Genomic DNA, 17,153 nt, shown 5'->3' with positions numbered 1-17,153 from the left:
CCGGCGGCGGGTCAGATCTCCGTCATGAAGCGCGTGACCACCTCGGCGGGGTCGACGTCCTCGATGCGAGCGTGCCGCCAGCGCGGGTCGCCGTCCTTGTCGACCATCTTGGCCCGAACGCCCTCCACGAAGTCGGCCGGATCGGCCATGAATGTGGTGGCCAGCTTCCCGTCCTGGTCGAAGACATCGCCGATCTCGGCCATCGCGCGGGCATTGCGGACAGCTTGCAGCGCGACACAGACCGACAACGGGCTGCGCGCCCGGATCGTTTCGGCAGCGCCTCGCGCATCCTTGTCCGGATGCAACTCCAGCGCAGCGACGATTTCGCCGGCGTCCTCACCGGCGAAGCACTCATCGATCCAGCCAGACGCGGCTGCCAGCGCCGACGATGCCGGGTCGTCACCTCCACGGCATTCGACCAGCAGCCCCGCCCAGTGGGCCGACAGTCCGTCGATCGTCTGCCCGCTCATCGCCAGGTACTCCCCGATGCGCCCCGGGGCACGCGACAGCTCGTAGCAGACCCCGACGTCGGGCCACAGCCCGATCGCGGTCTCCGGCATCGCCCACCGGGTGCCCGGCTGCCCGATGCTGGTCGTGTTGTGCAATCCGATGCCCAACCCCGCACCCATCGCGATACCCGACAGATATGAGGTCACCGGCTTGGGATAGTAGGCGATGTAGCGCTCCATCTCATACTCGGCGTACAAGAAGTCCAGCGCCTGATCGGGATGGCCGGCCACGATGCTGTCACGCAGCGCGCGCACATCGGCCCCCGCGCAAAAACCGCGCTCCCCGGCACCGGCCAGCCTCACCTGCTGCACCCGGTCGTCATCGGCCCAGGCATGCAGGATGTCCGACATCTGGTCGACCATGGCACGATTCACCGCGTTGATGCGTTGTGGACGATTCAGTGTCAACGTGGCGATACCGTCGCCGACTTCACTGAGGATCTCGTTGGTCATTGATTCAGTCCTCCTGCAACTCGATATGGGCGGCGCCCCCGGGAACCTTCCGGCGCCGGTCGCCCCTGCCGGGCGAGGTATCACGATGGGTCCGCGCGAGCCACCAGATACCGGCGGCGGCCGCGAACCCGAGAGCCATAGCATCATTGCGCCACGCCATGTTGATGCCGTTGTAGCACAGCAGCACGACCGTGGCCCAGACCGCCACATTCACCACCCGCCGCGGCGGATCGGACAGCGGCAGCAGCAATCCGCCCCACAACACGTACCAGCTGCGCACCGCGGGCAGGGCGAGGGCGGCGGTCAGATAACCCAGGGCCAAGAAAAGCAGCGGACGAGTCCGCGCGATCGTCACCGCCATCGCTGCAATCACCACTGCGGCGATCACCACGCCGGCGGCACGGGAAACCGTAATCGCCGCCCATCCGCTCGGGTCGAGCCCGAACAGGTTCAACACCAGCTGAATGGCTTGGCCGATGATGGTGAACGGGGCGATGGTGAGCACCCGGCCGGGCACGCTGACCGCATTGATCCAGCCGAATCCCAGTCCGGTGGCCACCGTGACCAGGCTGAACGAGCCGATCGCCACGGCGAAGCTGGCCAGCACGCGTCCGGCAGTGATGGCGACCTCGCGCAGGCTCCAGTCCGCCCATGGACGCGCCATCAACGGCAGCGCATAGGCAGCCATGATGGCCGGCTGTTTGATCGCCGCACCGATACCGACGAGCACCGCACCGAGCAGCCACCAGCCGTTGAAGCGGCCCTTGACGGGCAGCAGGGTCACCCACAACCCCGCCACCACAAGGCCCATCATCAGCGAGTCGTTGTGCGCGCCGCCGATGAAGTCGATCACCAGCACCGGGTTGAGCGTCCCGAACCACGCCGCGAAGGCAGGGTCCGCGCCCCGGATACGCGCGATCCGCGGAATCAGCAAGCCGATCAGGCCGACGCCGATCACCGCCAGGGCCCGCATCGCGACCGCGGAGGCGTAGGGACGAAAGCCCATCAGGTCGACGATCAGGTGCTGCAACTGCAGCGCGAGCGGCCCGTAGGGGGCCGGGGTGTCTCGCCAGACCCAGGAGACCTGGTCGGCGAACGCGCCGGGCAGCACGGCCGGGCCGGCCTCATAGGGGTTGATGTTGTTGTGCACCAGCCAGCCCTGCGCCGCGTAGCTGTAGGCGTCATGGCTGAAGATCGGCGGCGCCAGCAGAAACGGTGCACCCCAGATCAGCAGGATCGCCCAATGCCGCACGTGATGGTAGGCGTAGACGTCGGCTTCGCTGGCCCCGTCCTTGGGTCGCAGCCGGAACCAGGCGTCCAGGAGAAGGAACAGCCCGACCATCGTGAACAAGGTGCCCGCCAATTTGGCCGGCCAGCCGCTTATCTGAGCGTCCGTGAGCATCTGCCACCACGGCGAATTGCGCGGCAGGTAGGCGGGCGAGAAGGCGCCGAGGGTGATGAGCAGCGTGCCGTAGAAACCCCGGCGCACATTCTTCACGCGCCAGGCTTCGACAACCTTTGCCCAGTGGGACGCGAACCAGCCGATCACTGGGCGCAAGGCCTCAACTGAGGGGGGTCTGCGGGCATGCGCATAAGCCTACGCCCTGAGTGAACAGCCCGGCAGAAGGCACTACCCGCGTCCGAGACCGCCCGCCAACTTTTCTACAACAACTATCGTTGAAAAAGCTCGTCCGACGCGCACACGCGAAATCCTCGCCAAGGACGATGAACGAGGCGTTTCTTACTGGAGGTTATCGGAGTGCCTGAGCAAGTCAGCAGGGTAGTCGTGCGGTTCGCCGGAGATTCCGGCGACGGCATGCAACTCACCGGTGGCCGATTCGGAGCCGAATCCGCCCGCCAGGGCAACGACATCGTCACTCTGCCCGACTTCCCGGCCGAGATCCGCGCCCCGCAGGGCAGCATCGGTGGCGTCAGCAGCTTCCAGGTGCATTTCGCCGACCGCGACATCGTCACTCCCGGTGAAGATCTGGACGTCCTGGTCGCCATGAATCCGGCCGCGCTGAAGGTGCATCTGCCCTCGCTGCGCCGCGGCGGCGTGCTGATCACCGACTCGTCCGAGTACACCAAGCGCAATCTCAACCATGCCGGCTATGCGGTGAGCCCGCTGGACGACGGCAGCCTCGAAGCCAGCTACCAGCTGGTCCGCCTCGACCTGAACTCGGTGACCGGGGATGCGGTGGCGCCGTTCGGACTGGGCCGCAAAGCCGTCTCCCGGGCACGCAATATGTTCGCCTTGGGACTGGCCAGCTGGCTGTACAGCCGCGACATGACCCCCACCCGGGAGTGGCTGCAGCAGAAGTTCGCGGCCCAGCCCGAGGTTCGAGACGCCAACCTGGCCGCCTTGGAGGGCGGCTGGAACTACGGCGAGAACACCGAGACCTTCGCGGTGCGCTACGAGGTGGCCTCCATCTTCCAGGCCCCCGGACGCTACCGTCAGATCTCCGGTAGCCAGGCGACCGCGCTCGGCCTGCTGGCCGCCTCGGTCGCCTCCGGCCTGCAACTGTTCCTGGGTGCCTACCCGATCACCCCGGCCTCCGATCTGCTGCATGAGCTGAGCAAGCGCAAGGCGTTCGGCGTGCAGACCTTCCAGGCAGAGGACGAGATCGCCGCCGTCGGTGCAGCCCTGGGTGCGTCCTTCGGTGGTGCGCTGGGTGTGACCACGACGTCGGGGCCGGGGCTGGCGCTGAAGCAGGAGATGATCAACCTTGCGGTGATGACCGAACTGCCGCTGGTGATCATCGACGTGCAACGCGCCGGGCCGTCCACCGGGATGCCCACCAAGACTGAGCAGGCCGATCTGCTGCAGGCCATGTGGGGACGAAACGGCGAGTCCCCCGTGCCGGTGATCGCGCCCAGTTCGCCGGCCGACTGCTTCAGCGCGGCCTTCGAGGCCTGCCGGATCGCGCTCACCCACCGCACGCCGGTGATCATGCTCTCCGACGCCTACCTGGCCAACGGTTCGGAGCCGTGGCTGGTTCCGGACGCCGGTAGCCTGCCGACGATCGATCCCGGGTTCGCGACCGAAGCCAATACCGAGCAGGGCACCTTCGCGCCTTACCACCGCGATCCGCTGACGCTCGACCGGCCGTGGGCCATTCCGGGCACCCCGGGTCTTGAGCACCGGATCGGCGGCTTGGAGAAGTCGAATGGTCTCGGCACGATCAGTTACGACGGCGACAACCACGACACCATGGTCAAGCTGCGCGCCGAGCACATCGCACGTATTGCAGTACCGGAGGCCACCTGGGACGACCCGAGCGGGGTCGCCAAGCTGGCGGTGCTCGGCTGGGGTTCGACGTGGGGTGCGATCACCGCCGCGGTGCGCCGGGTTCGCGAGTTGGGCGTCCCGATCGCCCAGATACACGTGCGCAACCTGAATCCGCTGCCGGCCAACCTCGGGCAGCTGCTGCACCGGGCCGACCGAGTCATCGTCCCAGAAGTCAATCTCGGCCAGTTCGCCATGATCGTGCGGGCGAAATACCTGGTGGACGCCAGGAGCTGGTCGAGAATGCGAGGCCTGCCGCTGGGAGTCAGCGAGCTGACCGAATACCTGCTGTCACAAGTCGAGGAGGTGCAGCATGTCTGAAGCTTCCGTGCACGGGCTCGGAGTCGGCGGGCTCGGGCAGGTGCCCTTGAGCATCAACCCGCTGAAACGCAAGGACTTCACCAGCGATCAGGAAGTCCGCTGGTGCCCGGGCTGCGGTGACTATGCGATCTTGAGCGCGGTGCAGGCGTTGCTGCCCGAACTGGGTATCGCCCGCGAGAACACCGTGGTCGTCTCCGGTATCGGATGCTCGGCGCGCTTCCCCTACTACGTGAACAGCTACGGCATGCACTCGATTCATGGCCGCGCTCTGACGATCGCCACCGGCCTGGCCGTCACCCGGCCCGATCTGGCGATCATGGTGGCCACCGGCGACGGGGATGCGCTGTCCATCGGCGGCAACCATCTGATCCACGCGCTGCGCCGCAATGTCAACCTGACCGTGGTGCTGTTCAACAACCGCATCTACGGGCTGACCAAGGGCCAGTTCTCACCGACCAGCGAGATCGGCAAGGTCACCAAGTCGAGCCCCGCGGGGTCGCTGGACACCCCGGTCAACGCGGTCAGTCTGGCGCTGGGGTCGGAGGCGACGTTCGTGGCGCGCAGCATCGATTCGGATCGCGCGCATCTGACCTCCGTGCTGCGTGCGGCATTCGAGCATCGCGGGTCCTCGCTGGTCGAGGTCTACCAGAACTGCCCGATCTTCAACGATGGCGCCTGGGATCAGCTCACTTCCCCGGACGCTCCGGACGGAGAGGGTGTCATCAAGCTGGAGGCCGGCGAACCGGTGCTGACCCCGGGCGGCAGCTTCGGGGTCGTGCAGGCTCCGGACGGGCATCTGCAGGTCAAGGCGGTCGACGAGGTCGGTTTGGAGAACGTCATCGTCCACGATCCCGGCGCCGATGACCCCACCCGCGCCTTCGCGCTGAGCCGCATCACCGACTCCGGCGTGATGCGCCGCAGCCCGATCGGCATCTTCCGCAGTGTCGAGCGTCCGAGTTTCGATGACCTGGCGCGGCAGCAGATCGCCACCGCCGAGGGCGGGCCGGCCGACAGCCGTGACGACAAGCAGACCCAGCTGCAACAGTTGCTGGCCGGCGACGATCCCTGGACGGTCAGCTGACCTGCGGACTCCGGCTCCCGTCCCGGACCCAAGGGTAGGCTGACTCAGTGACTAGCGAAGCTTTGAACCGCGACTTCTTCGACGACGACATCCGTGCGTCCGACGACCTCTTCCGGCATGTGAACGGCGCCTGGCTGGCTCGGGCCAAGATCCCGGAGGATCGCAGCGGGTGGGGTGCGTTCTACGAGCTGCGAGAGGCCTCGGAGGCGGCCGTCCGCCAGATCATCGAGACTCGGGACGCCGAGGGCGAGGGCGCGGACGCCGCGCGTATCGCGAACCTCTACGCCTCCTTCATGGACACCGAGGCCGTTGAGAAACTGGGCATCGCGCCGCTGCGCGCGCTGCTCGACAAGGTGGACCAGATCACCTCGACCGCCGATCTGGCACGTTTCTGGGGATGGTCGCTGCGACACGGCATCGGCGGTCTTTTCGATTTGGACAACGACGCCGATCCGGGTAATCCGGCGCGCTACCTGCTGTTCGTCGGCCAGTCCGGGATCAGCCTGCCGGACGAGGAGTACTACCGTCTCGACGAGCATGCCGAGATCCGGGAGGCCTACCTGGCGCACATCGAAGCCATGCTGTCGTTGGCCGGGATCCCCGATGCGGCTGACCAAGCCCGCCGGATCTTCGATCTGGAGACTCGCATCGCCGCCTGCCACTGGGACAAGGTACGCACCCGCGACATGGTGCAGATGTACTTCCCGCAGACCTGGGAGGAGTTCACCGCTCTCAGCCCCGACCTGGCCTGGGACGACTTCCTGGCCGGCGCCGAACTGCCCGAGGCCGCTGTAGCCGAGGTTATCAATTGCCAGCGCACCTTCCTGCCTGATGCCGCGGCCCTGGTGACCGCCGACTCGCTGGACGACTGGCGGGCCTGGGAGCGCTGGCAGATCGTGGATGCGCTCGCACCCTACCTGCCCGAGGCGCTGGTGGAGCAGAACTTCTCCTTCTATGGCCGGACACTGCAGGGCATCCCCGTGCTGCGGGAGCGCTGGAAGCGGGGCGTCTCGCTGGTCGAGGGCGTGCTGGGCGAGGCCGTCGGGCGCATCTACGTCGCCGAGCATTTCCCGCCGGCCACCAAGGCTCGCGCCGAGGAACTGGTCGCCAACCTGCTGGAGGCCTACCACCAATCGATCAGCAAGCTCGACTGGATGACCGACGCCACCCGCGCCGAAGCCCTCAAGAAGCTGAGCAAGTTCCGCGCCAAGATCGGCTACCCGAACCGCTGGCGTGACTACTCGGCGCTCGAGGTGACCTCCGACGATCTGCTGGGCAACGTGCTGCGGGCCGAGAGCTTCGCCTTCGACTACATGATTCACCAGCTTTCGGGGCCGATCGACCCCGAGGAGTGGCTGATGTACCCGCAGACCGTCAACGCCTACTACCACCCGCTGCGCAACGAGATCGTCTTCCCCGCGGCGATTCTGCAGCCGCCGTTCTTCAGCGCGGACGCCGACGATGCGGTCAACTACGGCGGCATCGGCGCGGTCATCGGGCACGAGATCGGTCATGGCTTCGACGATCAGGGCTCCACCTGCGATGGGGATGGGCGGCTGCGCAACTGGTGGACCGACGAGGACCGCGAGGCTTTCGAGAAGCGCACCCAGTCGCTGGTCGACCAGTACAACCGGCTCTCCCCCGCCGAAGTGCCCGACGTGCATGTCAACGGCAAGCTGACCCTCGGCGAGAACATCGGTGACCTGGGCGGCCTGCAGGTGGCCTATCAGGCCTGGCGGCTGGCCGTGGGCGATACCGACCCCGAACCGGTGGACGGCATCCCCGCCAATCAGCGGCTCTTCTTCGGCTGGGCCCAGACCTGGCGGACGATCCTGCGCCCGCAGGCTCAGAAGGAGCGGCTGGCCACCGACCCGCACTCGCCGGACGAGATCCGCTGCAATCAGACCGTCCGCAATATCAACGAGTTCCATGACGCGTTCGGGACGACACCCGGCGACGCGCTGTGGCTGGAGCCGAGCGAACGCGTCCGCATCTGGTGACCCCCCGCTGGACTAAGCTTGGTCCCGGCGTATGCCCTTACTGAAGGAAACTCATGAACATAACCGAATCCCTCAAGTACACCCTTTCCAAATACGTGGTCTTCGATGGCCGCGCAAGCCGCCGGGAGTGGGTCACCTGGTGGCTGTCGTGCCTGGTCATCAATGCCGTACTCGGCCTGCTGGTTTCGCTCACCACCAATGCGAACGGCAACTCGCCGATCTCCATCCTGCTCAGCCTGTTCAGCCTCGCAATTCTGCTGCCCTCGCTGGCGGTCACTGTTCGCCGGCTGCATGACACCGGTAAGAGCGGCTGGCTCATCCTGCTCAACCTGATCCCCGTCGTCGGCTGGATTATCCTCCTGGTGCTCTGCCTGGGAGCCCCGCAGCCGATTGCGAACCAATACGGTGCGCCGGTGGACGGTGCACTCAGATACTGATCGCCATTTGACGGCGCTCCGACTGAGGTCGGCAGCGTAGACTTAATAGGTGGCCCCCGGACGCTAGCGTCCGGGGGCCACCCACTTGTCTGCAGGCCGGAGATCTGCGGGACCGGATCGCTCGGACCCGATTCCTTCTGGTGCAGGACTGCTGGGCTGCGCCTGGCGGGGAGGCCTCACCAGAGTTGCATGCGATAACGATTATCGTTATTGTTCGGTGGTCAACTCGCTCACCTAAGGTCCTGCCTGCATGATCCTTTCTCGTCGCCAGATCCGCTGGCTCATGGTGCTCGCCGCGGCCGTCACTGTCGGGGCGGTCGCAGCCATCTGTATCGGCCCGGTCAATGTGCCCACGAGTACCGCGCTTCATGCGGTTGGCCGAATGCTCGCGGGCACCAGCGACGGCGCACGCGACGCCCTGATCACCCAGATCAGGCTGCCGCGCATTCTCATCTCGATCCTGGTGGGAGGCGGCCTGTCGGTGGCCGGCGCCGCCATGCAGGCAGTCTTCGGCAATCCCCTGGCCGAGCCGGGTATCACCGGTGTCTCAGCCGGCGCAGCGGTCATCGCGGCCGGCCTGATCGTGACCGGCATGGTCGGCGCCACCTCCTGGCTGCTGCCGGTCGGCGCTTTCGTTGGGGCGCTGGGCGCGACCGCGATCGTCCAAGGTGTCGGCTACGGACGAGCCAGTAGGTCGACGGCTTCGCTGCTGCTGGTCGGCATGGCCCTCAACTCGTTTCTCGGCGCGATCACCGCTGCGCTGATCGCCAACGCGCCGGACGCGGAGAACGCCAGATCGGCCATGTTCTGGCTGAACGGCGACCTCACCGGGCGGACGATGGCCGACGTCTGGATGGTGGTGGCCCCGCTGATGATCGGAGTGAGCGGTGTGCTGTTCTTCGCCCGCGAACTCAACATGCTGGCGCTGGGAGAGGCCACCGCACAATCAGCAGGCGTGAACGTCCGTCTGGTGTCCAACCTGGTCTTGGCGTTCGCTGCGCTGGCCACCGCCGCGGGAGTGGCGGCCACCGGGATCATCGCCTTCGTCGGCCTGGTGGTACCGCATCTGGTGCGTCTGGTTTTCGGCGCCGATCACACCTTCCTGCTGCCGGCATCGTTCTTGGTCGGGGCCATCTTCTTGACCAGCGCAGACACCGCCGCCCGAATGATCTTCAACCCCGTGGTGCTTCAGACCGGAACCATCACCTCGCTGATCGGTGCGCCATTCCTGCTCTTCCTGGTCTTGCGCAAGAAGGATCCCAGATGAGTGCGGGGCTATCGCTGACCGGGCTGACGGTGAGCTATGGGCCGCGGACCGTCCTGAATGAACTGTCTGTCGATCTGACACCCGGCAGAGTCCATGGTCTGATCGGACCCAATGGAGCAGGCAAGTCCACCCTGGTGAAGGCTGTTCTCGGGTTGATCGCGTACGAAGGCTCCGTGACGGTGTCCGGGCGCAGTCTGGCCTCCATGAACCCTCGGCAACGAGCCCGGCACCTGGCCTATCTTGCCCAGGAGACTTCCTCGCCGGCCGATTTCACCGGGCGTCAGCTTGTGGAGATGGGGCGCTACGCGCGCCAGTCCCGGTTCGCAGCAATGAGTTCGGCCGACGAACGCGCCGTGGACGCCGCCCTGAGACTCACCGGCGCCGACGCATGGGCGCAGCGACCGGTAGCAGGCACCAGCGGCGGGGAGCGTCAGCTCACCGGCCTGGCCAGAGCACTGGCTCAGGAGGCTCCGGTGCTGGTTCTCGACGAACCGATCTCGGCGTTGGACATGTCACACGAGATGGCCGTGCTCTGTCTGCTGCACCCCTGGCTCGACGAAGATCCGGCGAACAGGCTCGTCGTAGTCGTCCTGCATGATCTGTCGCTGGCCGCTCGGTTCTGCGACGACCTCATCCTGCTCACTCCCGGCCGGCACGGAGCCGTGATCGCCGCTCACGGAACCCCCGACGACGTGCTCACCGTGGACCTCCTGCGGGCCGCCTACGGCATCGATGTCGACGTGCGTCGTTCGCCGGTCACCGACTCTCTCAGCGTGACCGCTCTATGACTTCCAGATGAAAGGACCCATGACACGACCTCTTCACCCACTCAAGGCGCTGATGGCCCTGGTGGCCGGCGGAGCGCTGTTGGTCGGCTGCTCGGCCCCGGGCGCGGCATCGGCCGCCGCCCCGGCCACCAGCCAATCCGAGGCGTCAGCCGACATCGTCCGGCCTCAGCGCATCGTGGCGATAACCAGCGAAACCGCGGACATGGCATTGCTGCTGGCCGGTCCCCAGTCGATGGCAGCCATTGCCGTTGGTTCCCAGTCGCCGACCATGGGGATGGTCCCCGATCTGGCCCGACAGGTCGAGACCACGCTGCCGGCCGGAGTGACTCCCGATCCCGAGCAGATCTTGTCCTACCAGCCCGATCTGGTGCTGACCACCTCGCGCCACGGCGGCGAAAAGACCGCCAACGAGCAACTCGCCGCCGCGGGAGTGCCGATGATCACCTTCGAGTCGGCGGATTTCAACACGCCCGAGGCCTATGAATCCGCACTGCGCACCGTGGGAGACGCCGTCGGACAACCCGAGAAGGCCGAAAAGTACGCCAGTGAACTGCACGATGCCATCGCCGAGATCGACTCGCAGCGGTCCGACAAGCACCCCAGCGTGCTGGCGCTGATGGCGCGAGGGGGCAACGTGATGGCGATGTCGTCGGACAATATGCTGCCAGGCCTTGCGCTGCGCGCCGGTGCCAGCGATGCGGCACAAACGGCAGGCATCACCGCCACCGGGACGATTGATGCCGAGCTGTTGATACGAGCCAACCCCGACATCATCTTGCTGGAGGATTTCCAGGGAAGCGGCCAGGCTCCCTTCGCCGAACTCCTCGCCAACACGGCCGTGCAAGATGTGCCGGCCATCGCCAACCAGAATGTGCACCTGATTGCGATGACGGAGGCGTCCTCCTTGGCCGGGATCAACCTGCCGGTCGGATATCGCAAGATCGCCGAACTCATCGCGCAGTAAGCTCTGCCACCGCGGCAGCAGCTGCAGTGCTGGGCCCGCCCGTCACCCCGGGTGGGCCCAGCACTGTGTGCGACGACTAGGACGAACGGGTTACGACCTCATCGCAGAGGCGGTCCAGCATGTCCTTGGCGGGACCGGCGGGCAGCGGGGTCAGGTAATCGCGGGCGACCGACGCGCGACGGGCGATCTCCGACCGGGTCTGATCGATCACGGCACTGGCCCGAAGCGCCGCGAGCGCCTCGGCCAGATCGCCATCATCGTCCAGGCCGGCGGCAATACGCTCAGCCAACTCGTGATCGCCAACCGCCGGCGACGAGGCCAACAACAGCGTCGGCAAAGTGGGGATGCCCTCGCGCAGGTCGGTGCCCGGGGTCTTGCCGGTCGTGTCGGACACGATGTCGATCAGATCGTCCGAAAGCTGGAAGACCATCCCGATCTCGAAGCCGAAGCGTCCCAGGGCGTCCAACGCCAGATCCGAGACGCCCCCGACCATGCCCCCGAACAGCGCAGATGCCCGGATCAGTGAGGCGGTCTTACCCGCCAGCACCTTGAAATGGTGATCGATCGGGTCCTCACCGGCCAGCGGCCCGGTCGTCTCGGCCATCTGTCCCTCGACCAGCTCGGCGAAGGTCTGCGCCTGCAGATCGACGTACTCGGGGCCCAGCCTGGCCACTTCACGAGAAGCCCGTGCAAACAGGTAATCGCCGACCAGGATCGCCGTCGAGTTGCCGTATCGGTTGTTGGCGCTGGAAACGCCGCGCCGCAGGTCCGCCTCGTCCATGACGTCGTCATGATAAAGACTCGCGACGTGGGTCAGTTCCATCACCAAGGCCGCGCCGATCACCTCGTCGAGATCGAAATCGGAGCCGAGGTGGGCAGCGGTCACCACCAGGGCCGGACGAAATCGCTTCCCCCCGGCCGAGACGATGTGCTGGGCGGCTTCGGTGACGAACGAATACTGCGAAACTGTTGCCTCCATCAGCCTGTCTTCGATGAGGGCAAGCGTTTCGGCAACAGTTTGCGCAAATAGTTCGTCAGCCATTGTCAGCGTATGAATCCTGCAGAGTTGATCGCGATATCCAGCAGCGGGCCAGGTAGCACACCAAGAAGAAGCGTACCGGCAACACCCACCCAAATCACTATCTGGGTGCCGATTCCGGGGCTCACCAGGGCGGTCTCATCATTGGGGTTCGGCCCGAACATCACCCAGATGACATGGAAGTAGAAGCCGGCAGTCACCAGGCTGGCGATCACGGCGATCAGCACCAGCCAGGAATAGCCACCGTTCCAGGCTGCCGCGAAGACCGCCACCTTGCCGATGAAACCACCGGTCAGCGGGATGCCGGCCATGCTCAGCAGGAAGATCGTCATCAGCACACCGAGCAGCGGATCACGGCGTCCCAGCCCCGACCAGGCGGCGAAGCTGGTGGCCTCGGCACCCGAACGACGAACCAGGGTGACGATCGCGAAGGCGCCCATGGTGGCCAGTCCGTAGGCTGCGAGGTACACCAGAATCGCGGCAACCGAGCCGACCCGGTCGTCCGCAAGACCATTCGCGGTGGTGACAGCGCCGACCACACCCACCAGGATGAACCCGGCGTGCGCGATGGACGAGTACGCCAGCAGCCGCTTCACATCGGTCTGGATGAGGCCGATCAGCGAGCCGACGACCATGGTGGCCACCGCGATGACGGCCAGCGCGGTCTGCCAGTCCCAGCGCAGCGACCCCAACGCCACGTACAGCAACCGCAGCAGGCCGACGGTCGCCGCCAGCTTGGTGCAGATCGCCATGAAGGCAGTGACCGGGGTCGGTGCGCCCTGGTAGACGTCCGGCACCCAGTTGTGGAAGGGCACCGCGCCCATCTTGAACAGCACCCCGACGCCCAGCAGGGCCAGACCGGCGAGCAGCAGCCACGGCGACTGCGCATTGGACTGGACGGCCAGATCGATGTCACGGAAGTGGAAGGAGCCCGCATATCCGAAGGTCAGCGCCACACCGTACAAGAAGATGGCCGAGCTGAGCGCGCCGAGCAGGAAGTACTTCAACGAGGCTTCCTGGCTCAGCAGCCGGCGGCGCCGTGCCATACCGCACAAGACGTACAGCGGGAACGACAGCACCTCGAGAGCGACGAACATGGTCAGCAGATCGTTGGCGGCGGCGAAGACCATCATGCCGGCAAGCGAGAACAGTAGCAGCGGGAAGACCTCAGTCTGCTCCTGACGGGCGGCGATGGCCTCACGCTCGGCCTGGGAACTGGGCACCGCGGACGCGTTGGGCGCGAACGGCGACTCGCCGCCGCCGACCCGCCGCTCGGCGAACAACAGCACCGCGAGCGCTCCGAAGAACAGCAGCAGCATCCAGGTCAGCTGGGCCGGGCCGTCAAGCGTCAGCGCGTTCATCGCGGCCAGCTGTGGCGCATTGGCCGACCAGTTGACCAGCGTCCAGCCGAATGCGCCGATCAGCACCAGCAGCGCCCAGGCCGCCTGAACCGTCGGACGAACCAGTCGCGGTACCGCACCTTCGAAGACGATGGCGATCGTGCCACCCAGCAGCACCAGCAGGACCGGTGCGGCGGGCAGAAACTCCTCGAGCATCACTTTCCTCCCATCGACCCGGGCAGCGGATCGGTCATGCCTACGACGTTCATGGTGGTACTGGCCGTCTGCTCGACCACGTTGATCATCGGCTGCGGGTAGAACCCGAACAGCAGCAGCAGCGCGATCAGCGGGCCGATCACGAGCTTCTCGCGACCACCCAGATCACTGGTGACCGACTGTTTCACCTCGTCGGTGGGCTGGCCGGTGAACACCCGCTGGTAGGCCCACAGCACGTAGACCGCAGCCAGCACGGTACCGAGCACGGCGATCACGACGGCCGCCGTCTGGCGCTGCCACGAGCCGGTCATGATCGAGAACTCGCCGACGAAGTTCGCGGTGCCGGGCAGGCCGAGGGTGGCCAGGCCCGAGATGAGGAAGACTCCCGCCAGCAGCGGGGCGAGTTGCTGCACGCCACCGAAATCGGCGATCTCGACCGATCCGCGGCGGTTCAGCAAGAACCCGACAGCCAGGAAGAGCGCCGCCGAGCTGAAGCCGTGGGCGAGCATGTAGAAGATCGAACCGCTCATCGCGGTGGTGGTGAAGGCGAAGATGCCCAGCACCATGAACCCGAAGTGGCTGACCGAGGTGTAGGCGACCAGCCGCAGCAGGTTGGTGCTGGTAATGGCCAGCACTGCACCGTAGATGATCGAGATCACCGCGAGCACCACCACGAACGGGGTCGCCCACAGGCTCGCACCGGGCAGCATGCCCAGGCAGATCCGGATCATCCCGAAGGTGCCGATCTTGTCGAGGATGCCCACCAGCAGGGCGGTCGCGCCCGGGAGCGCCTGTTCGGCGGTGTCCGGCAGCCAGGTGTGCACCGGAACCATCGGCGCCTTCACCGCGAAGGCGATGAAGAACCCGGCGAACAGTACCTTCTGCACGGTCTCGCTCATCGGGATGGACGCGAAGTCGTCGATCAGGAAGCTGGGCTGTCCGGCGCCGGCCGTGATGCCGTAGACGCCGATCACCGCGAACAGCATGACCAGGCCGCCGGCGAGCGAGAAGAGCAGGAACTTCATGGCTGCCCTGCCCCGCTTGGCCCCGCCCCATCCGGTGATGAGGAAGAACATGGGGATCAGGGTCGCCTCGAAGAAGATGTAGAACAGCAGCACATCGGCCGACATGAAGACGAACAGTGCGAAGCCTTCCACCAGCAGGGCGAGGGCGCCGAAGACGTTGCCGCCCCAGCGGGGTTCGGCATGTGCCTCGGCCTTCTTCTGGTCGAGCGTCCACTCGGCGCCCAGGACGATCGGCACCAGGATGACGGTCAGCAAGACCATCGCCCGGCCCATGCCGTCCAGCGAGAGCGCGTACCAGGCGCCGATCTGCGGAATCCAGGGAACCAGCTCCGAAAGGTCGCCAGAACCTGCGGCGAAGAACGCCCACACGCCCACCGCGAGGGTCACCAGCGAACCGACCAGCGCGAGCTGTTTGCCGGCCTTTCCGCGCACCACGAAGGCGATCAACGCGAAAGCCAGCGGCAGCACACCGAGGATCGTCAGCAAGGGGATCGAGTTACTCATCTCAGCTCCTCCCCTCAGGCCAGCCGGCCGAGGATCAAGACCGCGCCGACCACGACGACGCCGATTACCATCGTCAAGCCGTAGCTTCGTGTGTAGCCGTTCTCCAGCTTGCCGAGCGCGCCGCCCAGGCTGGTGGCCAGCGTTGCGGTGCTGCGCACCCCGCCATCGACCAGGAGATCGTCCACTGCCGCCACACCGGCCGCGGCCTTGCCACCGCCACGGACGAAGACCGCGTCGTTGAACTTGTCGGCCAGCAGATCGTTGCGTCCGATGTAGACGATCGGATTGGTGGTGTGCGGCTGCTCGAAGCTGATCTCACCGCGATACATCAGGTAACCGATCGCGACACCGACCAGGACGACCAGCAGCGTCACCCAGCCCTGCCACGGAATCTCCCACAGCGCGGCGTCATGCGGATGGCCGCCGGTCGGTGGAGCCAGCCAATGCTGGATCGAATTGTTGAGAATCATGCCGAGCACCGCGGCGCCGATCGACAGCACCACCAGCGGGCCGACCATGATCTTCGGCGACTCGTGCGGGTGAACGCCGTCGGCCCACCGCTTCGTCCCGAAGAAGGTCATCATCATCAGCCGGGTCATGTAGAAGGCCGTGATACCGGCACCCACGATCGCCAGCACACCGAAGTACCAGCCGCGTTCCCAGGCCGCAACCACGATGTGGTCTTTGGAGTAGAAGCCCGCGAACGGCGGGATGCCGATGATGGCCAGGTAGCCGATCGCGAAGGTGATGAACGTCCACGGCATCACCTTGCGCAACGCACCGAAGTGCCGCATGTCGGTGTCGTCGTTCATGGCATGCATCACCGAACCGGCACCCAAGAACATGTTGGCCTTGAAGAAGCCGTGGGTGAACAGATGGAAGATCGCGAATGCGCCGCCGGCCGGGCCGATGCCCGCGGCCAGCATCATGTAGCCGATCTGGCTCATGGTCGAACCGGCGAGCACCTTCTTGATGTCGTCCTTGGTGGACCCGATCCAGGCGCCGGCCAGCAGCGTGACCACACCGACGATGCAGACCGCCAGCGAGGCGGCGGCGGTCAGCTCGTAGATCGAGTGGCTGCGCACCACCAGGTAGACGCCGGCGGTGACCATGGTCGCGGCGTGGATGAGCGCCGACACCGGGGTGGGGCCCTCCATCGCGTCCAACAGCCAGGACTGCAACGGCACCTGGGCCGACTTGCCACAGGCGGCCAGCAGCAGGAACAGACCCAGCGCAGTCAGCCAGCCGGAGCCGGCGGAGCTGGCCGCCTGGTTGACCTCGGTGAAATTCACCGAGCCGAACAGCGCGACCATGGTGAACATCGCGAGCAGCAGCCCGAGGTCACCGATGCGGTTGACCACGAAGGCCTTCTTGGCTGCCAGTGCCGCGGAATGCCGCTCTTGCCAGAAACCGATCAGCAGGTAGGACGCCAGGCCGACACCCTCCCAGCCGACGAACAGCAGCGCGTAGTTGTCGGCCAGCACCAACGTCAGCATCGCCACGATGAACAGGTTCAGGAATGCGAAGAAGCGACGGCGGTTCGGGTCGTGGGCCATGTAGCCGACCGAGTAGATGAAGATCAGCGATCCGACCCCGGTCACCAGCAGCGCGAAGAGAATCGACAGCTGGTCGACCAGCAGGGCGGCCTTCAGATCCAGGCTGCCGACGCTGATCCAGTCGAACATCGGCACGTGCACCGCCCGCTGGTCGACCGGTGCACCGAGCATCTGGATCCACAGCACCGCCGTGACGACGAACGAACCCAACGCGCCGAGTACCCCGAGCCAATGGCCCCAGGCGTCGGTGGCTTTGCCGCCGAGCAGCAGGATCGCCGACACCACCAGGGGTATCGCGATCATCAGCCAGGCGTAGGAGAACAGCCCAGTGGCTTCCACCGGGATGACGATTTCCAACAGACTCACC

Annotated in this window: 13 protein-coding genes; 7 read left to right on the top strand and 6 right to left on the bottom strand. The window is 66.1% G+C overall.

All coding sequences use genetic code 11. The annotated features are described in order from the left end of the window. Nucleotides 1-11: 11 nt before the first annotated feature. The gene (locus tag QUE25_RS10755) at nt 12-962 is read right to left on the bottom strand and encodes an enoyl-CoA hydratase/isomerase family protein (RefSeq protein WP_286264845.1); all 951 of its coding nucleotides are present in this window, start codon (nt 960-962) and stop codon (nt 12-14) included. 4 nt (nt 963-966) lie between these two features. Beyond that, complete coding sequence (gene mptB, locus QUE25_RS10750; protein ID WP_286264843.1) at nt 967-2,460, bottom strand: polyprenol phosphomannose-dependent alpha 1,6 mannosyltransferase MptB; 1,494 nt, start codon at nt 2,458-2,460, stop codon at nt 967-969. Nucleotides 2,461-2,721: 261 nt separating this feature from the next. On the opposite strand from mptB, the gene QUE25_RS10745 reads away from it, so the two are divergent. The 7 genes from QUE25_RS10745 to QUE25_RS10715 all read left to right on the top strand — a co-directional run bounded on the left by QUE25_RS10745 (nt 2,722) and on the right by QUE25_RS10715 (nt 11,106). Continuing rightward, nucleotides 2,722-4,569: a 2-oxoacid:acceptor oxidoreductase subunit alpha gene (locus QUE25_RS10745; RefSeq protein WP_286264841.1), complete on the top strand. Its 1,848-nt coding sequence runs from the start codon at nt 2,722-2,724 to the stop codon at nt 4,567-4,569. Then, nucleotides 4,562-5,650, top strand: a complete 1,089-nt coding sequence (locus QUE25_RS10740; RefSeq protein WP_286264839.1) for a 2-oxoacid:ferredoxin oxidoreductase subunit beta — start codon at nt 4,562-4,564, stop codon at nt 5,648-5,650. The genes QUE25_RS10745 and QUE25_RS10740 overlap by 8 nt, the downstream gene beginning before the upstream one ends. 47 nt (nt 5,651-5,697) lie before the next feature. Continuing rightward, nucleotides 5,698-7,650 carry a M13 family metallopeptidase gene (locus QUE25_RS10735; RefSeq protein ID WP_286264837.1) on the top strand — a complete coding sequence of 651 codons (1,953 nt, stop codon included), beginning with the start codon at nt 5,698-5,700 and terminating at the stop codon, nt 7,648-7,650. A 53-nt stretch (nt 7,651-7,703) separates the two neighbouring features. Beyond that, nucleotides 7,704-8,087 (top strand): DUF805 domain-containing protein, encoded by a 384-nt coding sequence (locus tag QUE25_RS10730; RefSeq protein WP_286264835.1) that lies wholly within the window; start codon nt 7,704-7,706, stop codon nt 8,085-8,087. A gap of 250 nt (nt 8,088-8,337) precedes the next feature. Then, the gene (locus tag QUE25_RS10725; protein WP_286264833.1) at nt 8,338-9,354 is read left to right on the top strand and encodes a FecCD family ABC transporter permease; all 1,017 of its coding nucleotides are present in this window, start codon (nt 8,338-8,340) and stop codon (nt 9,352-9,354) included. After that, nucleotides 9,351-10,142, top strand: a complete 792-nt coding sequence (locus QUE25_RS10720) for an ABC transporter ATP-binding protein (RefSeq protein ID WP_286264831.1) — start codon at nt 9,351-9,353, stop codon at nt 10,140-10,142. Before QUE25_RS10725 ends, QUE25_RS10720 begins: the two co-directional genes overlap by 4 nt. Before the next feature lie 19 nt (nt 10,143-10,161). Continuing rightward, nucleotides 10,162-11,106, top strand: coding sequence for an ABC transporter substrate-binding protein (locus QUE25_RS10715; protein ID WP_286264829.1), 945 nt, complete (start codon nt 10,162-10,164; stop codon nt 11,104-11,106). A gap of 76 nt (nt 11,107-11,182) precedes the next feature. Here the strand turns inward: QUE25_RS10715 and QUE25_RS10710 are convergent, their stop codons facing one another. Genes QUE25_RS10710 through nuoL form a run of 4 tightly spaced genes read right to left on the bottom strand, consistent with a single transcriptional unit; the run spans nt 11,183 to nt 17,131 of the window. Beyond that, on the bottom strand, nt 11,183-12,148 hold the full coding sequence (locus tag QUE25_RS10710; RefSeq protein WP_425332711.1) for a polyprenyl synthetase family protein: 966 nt from the start codon (nt 12,146-12,148) through the stop codon (nt 11,183-11,185). 2 nt (nt 12,149-12,150) lie between these two features. Further along, nucleotides 12,151-13,701 (bottom strand): NADH-quinone oxidoreductase subunit NuoN, encoded by a 1,551-nt coding sequence (gene nuoN, locus QUE25_RS10705; protein WP_286264825.1) that lies wholly within the window; start codon nt 13,699-13,701, stop codon nt 12,151-12,153. Next, on the bottom strand, nt 13,701-15,230 hold the full coding sequence (locus QUE25_RS10700) for an NADH-quinone oxidoreductase subunit M (RefSeq protein ID WP_286264823.1): 1,530 nt from the start codon (nt 15,228-15,230) through the stop codon (nt 13,701-13,703). The genes nuoN and QUE25_RS10700 overlap by 1 nt, the downstream gene beginning before the upstream one ends. A gap of 14 nt (nt 15,231-15,244) precedes the next feature. Continuing rightward, nucleotides 15,245-17,131 (bottom strand): NADH-quinone oxidoreductase subunit L, encoded by a 1,887-nt coding sequence (gene nuoL, locus QUE25_RS10695; RefSeq protein WP_286268547.1) that lies wholly within the window; start codon nt 17,129-17,131, stop codon nt 15,245-15,247. Nucleotides 17,132-17,153: the final 22 nt, after the last annotated feature.

The sequence above is a fragment of the Brooklawnia propionicigenes genome, from assembly GCF_030297015.1.
In the GTDB taxonomy this organism is placed as follows: domain Bacteria; phylum Actinomycetota; class Actinomycetes; order Propionibacteriales; family Propionibacteriaceae; genus Brooklawnia; species Brooklawnia propionicigenes.
The sequence above is the reverse complement of the archived record's forward strand: the minus strand, read 5'-3'. Positions and strand labels throughout refer to the sequence as shown.

What these genes read in the sequence shown, in the direction of transcription:
- QUE25_RS10755 (WP_286264845.1), bottom strand. Translation starts at nt 962, where the DNA reads ATGACCAACGAGATCCTCAGTGAAGTCGGCGACGGTATCGCCACGTTG.
- QUE25_RS10740 (WP_286264839.1), top strand. Translation starts at nt 4,562, where the DNA reads ATGTCTGAAGCTTCCGTGCACGGGCTCGGAGTCGGCGGGCTCGGGCAG.
- QUE25_RS10730 (WP_286264835.1), top strand. Translation starts at nt 7,704, where the DNA reads ATGAACATAACCGAATCCCTCAAGTACACCCTTTCCAAATACGTGGTC.
- QUE25_RS10725 (WP_286264833.1), top strand. Translation starts at nt 8,338, where the DNA reads ATGATCCTTTCTCGTCGCCAGATCCGCTGGCTCATGGTGCTCGCCGCG.
- QUE25_RS10720 (WP_286264831.1), top strand. Translation starts at nt 9,351, where the DNA reads ATGAGTGCGGGGCTATCGCTGACCGGGCTGACGGTGAGCTATGGGCCG.
- QUE25_RS10715 (WP_286264829.1), top strand. Translation starts at nt 10,162, where the DNA reads ATGACACGACCTCTTCACCCACTCAAGGCGCTGATGGCCCTGGTGGCC.
- QUE25_RS10710 (WP_425332711.1), bottom strand. Translation starts at nt 12,148, where the DNA reads ATGGCTGACGAACTATTTGCGCAAACTGTTGCCGAAACGCTTGCCCTC.
- nuoN (WP_286264825.1), bottom strand. Translation starts at nt 13,701, where the DNA reads ATGCTCGAGGAGTTTCTGCCCGCCGCACCGGTCCTGCTGGTGCTGCTG.
- QUE25_RS10700 (WP_286264823.1), bottom strand. Translation starts at nt 15,230, where the DNA reads ATGAGTAACTCGATCCCCTTGCTGACGATCCTCGGTGTGCTGCCGCTG.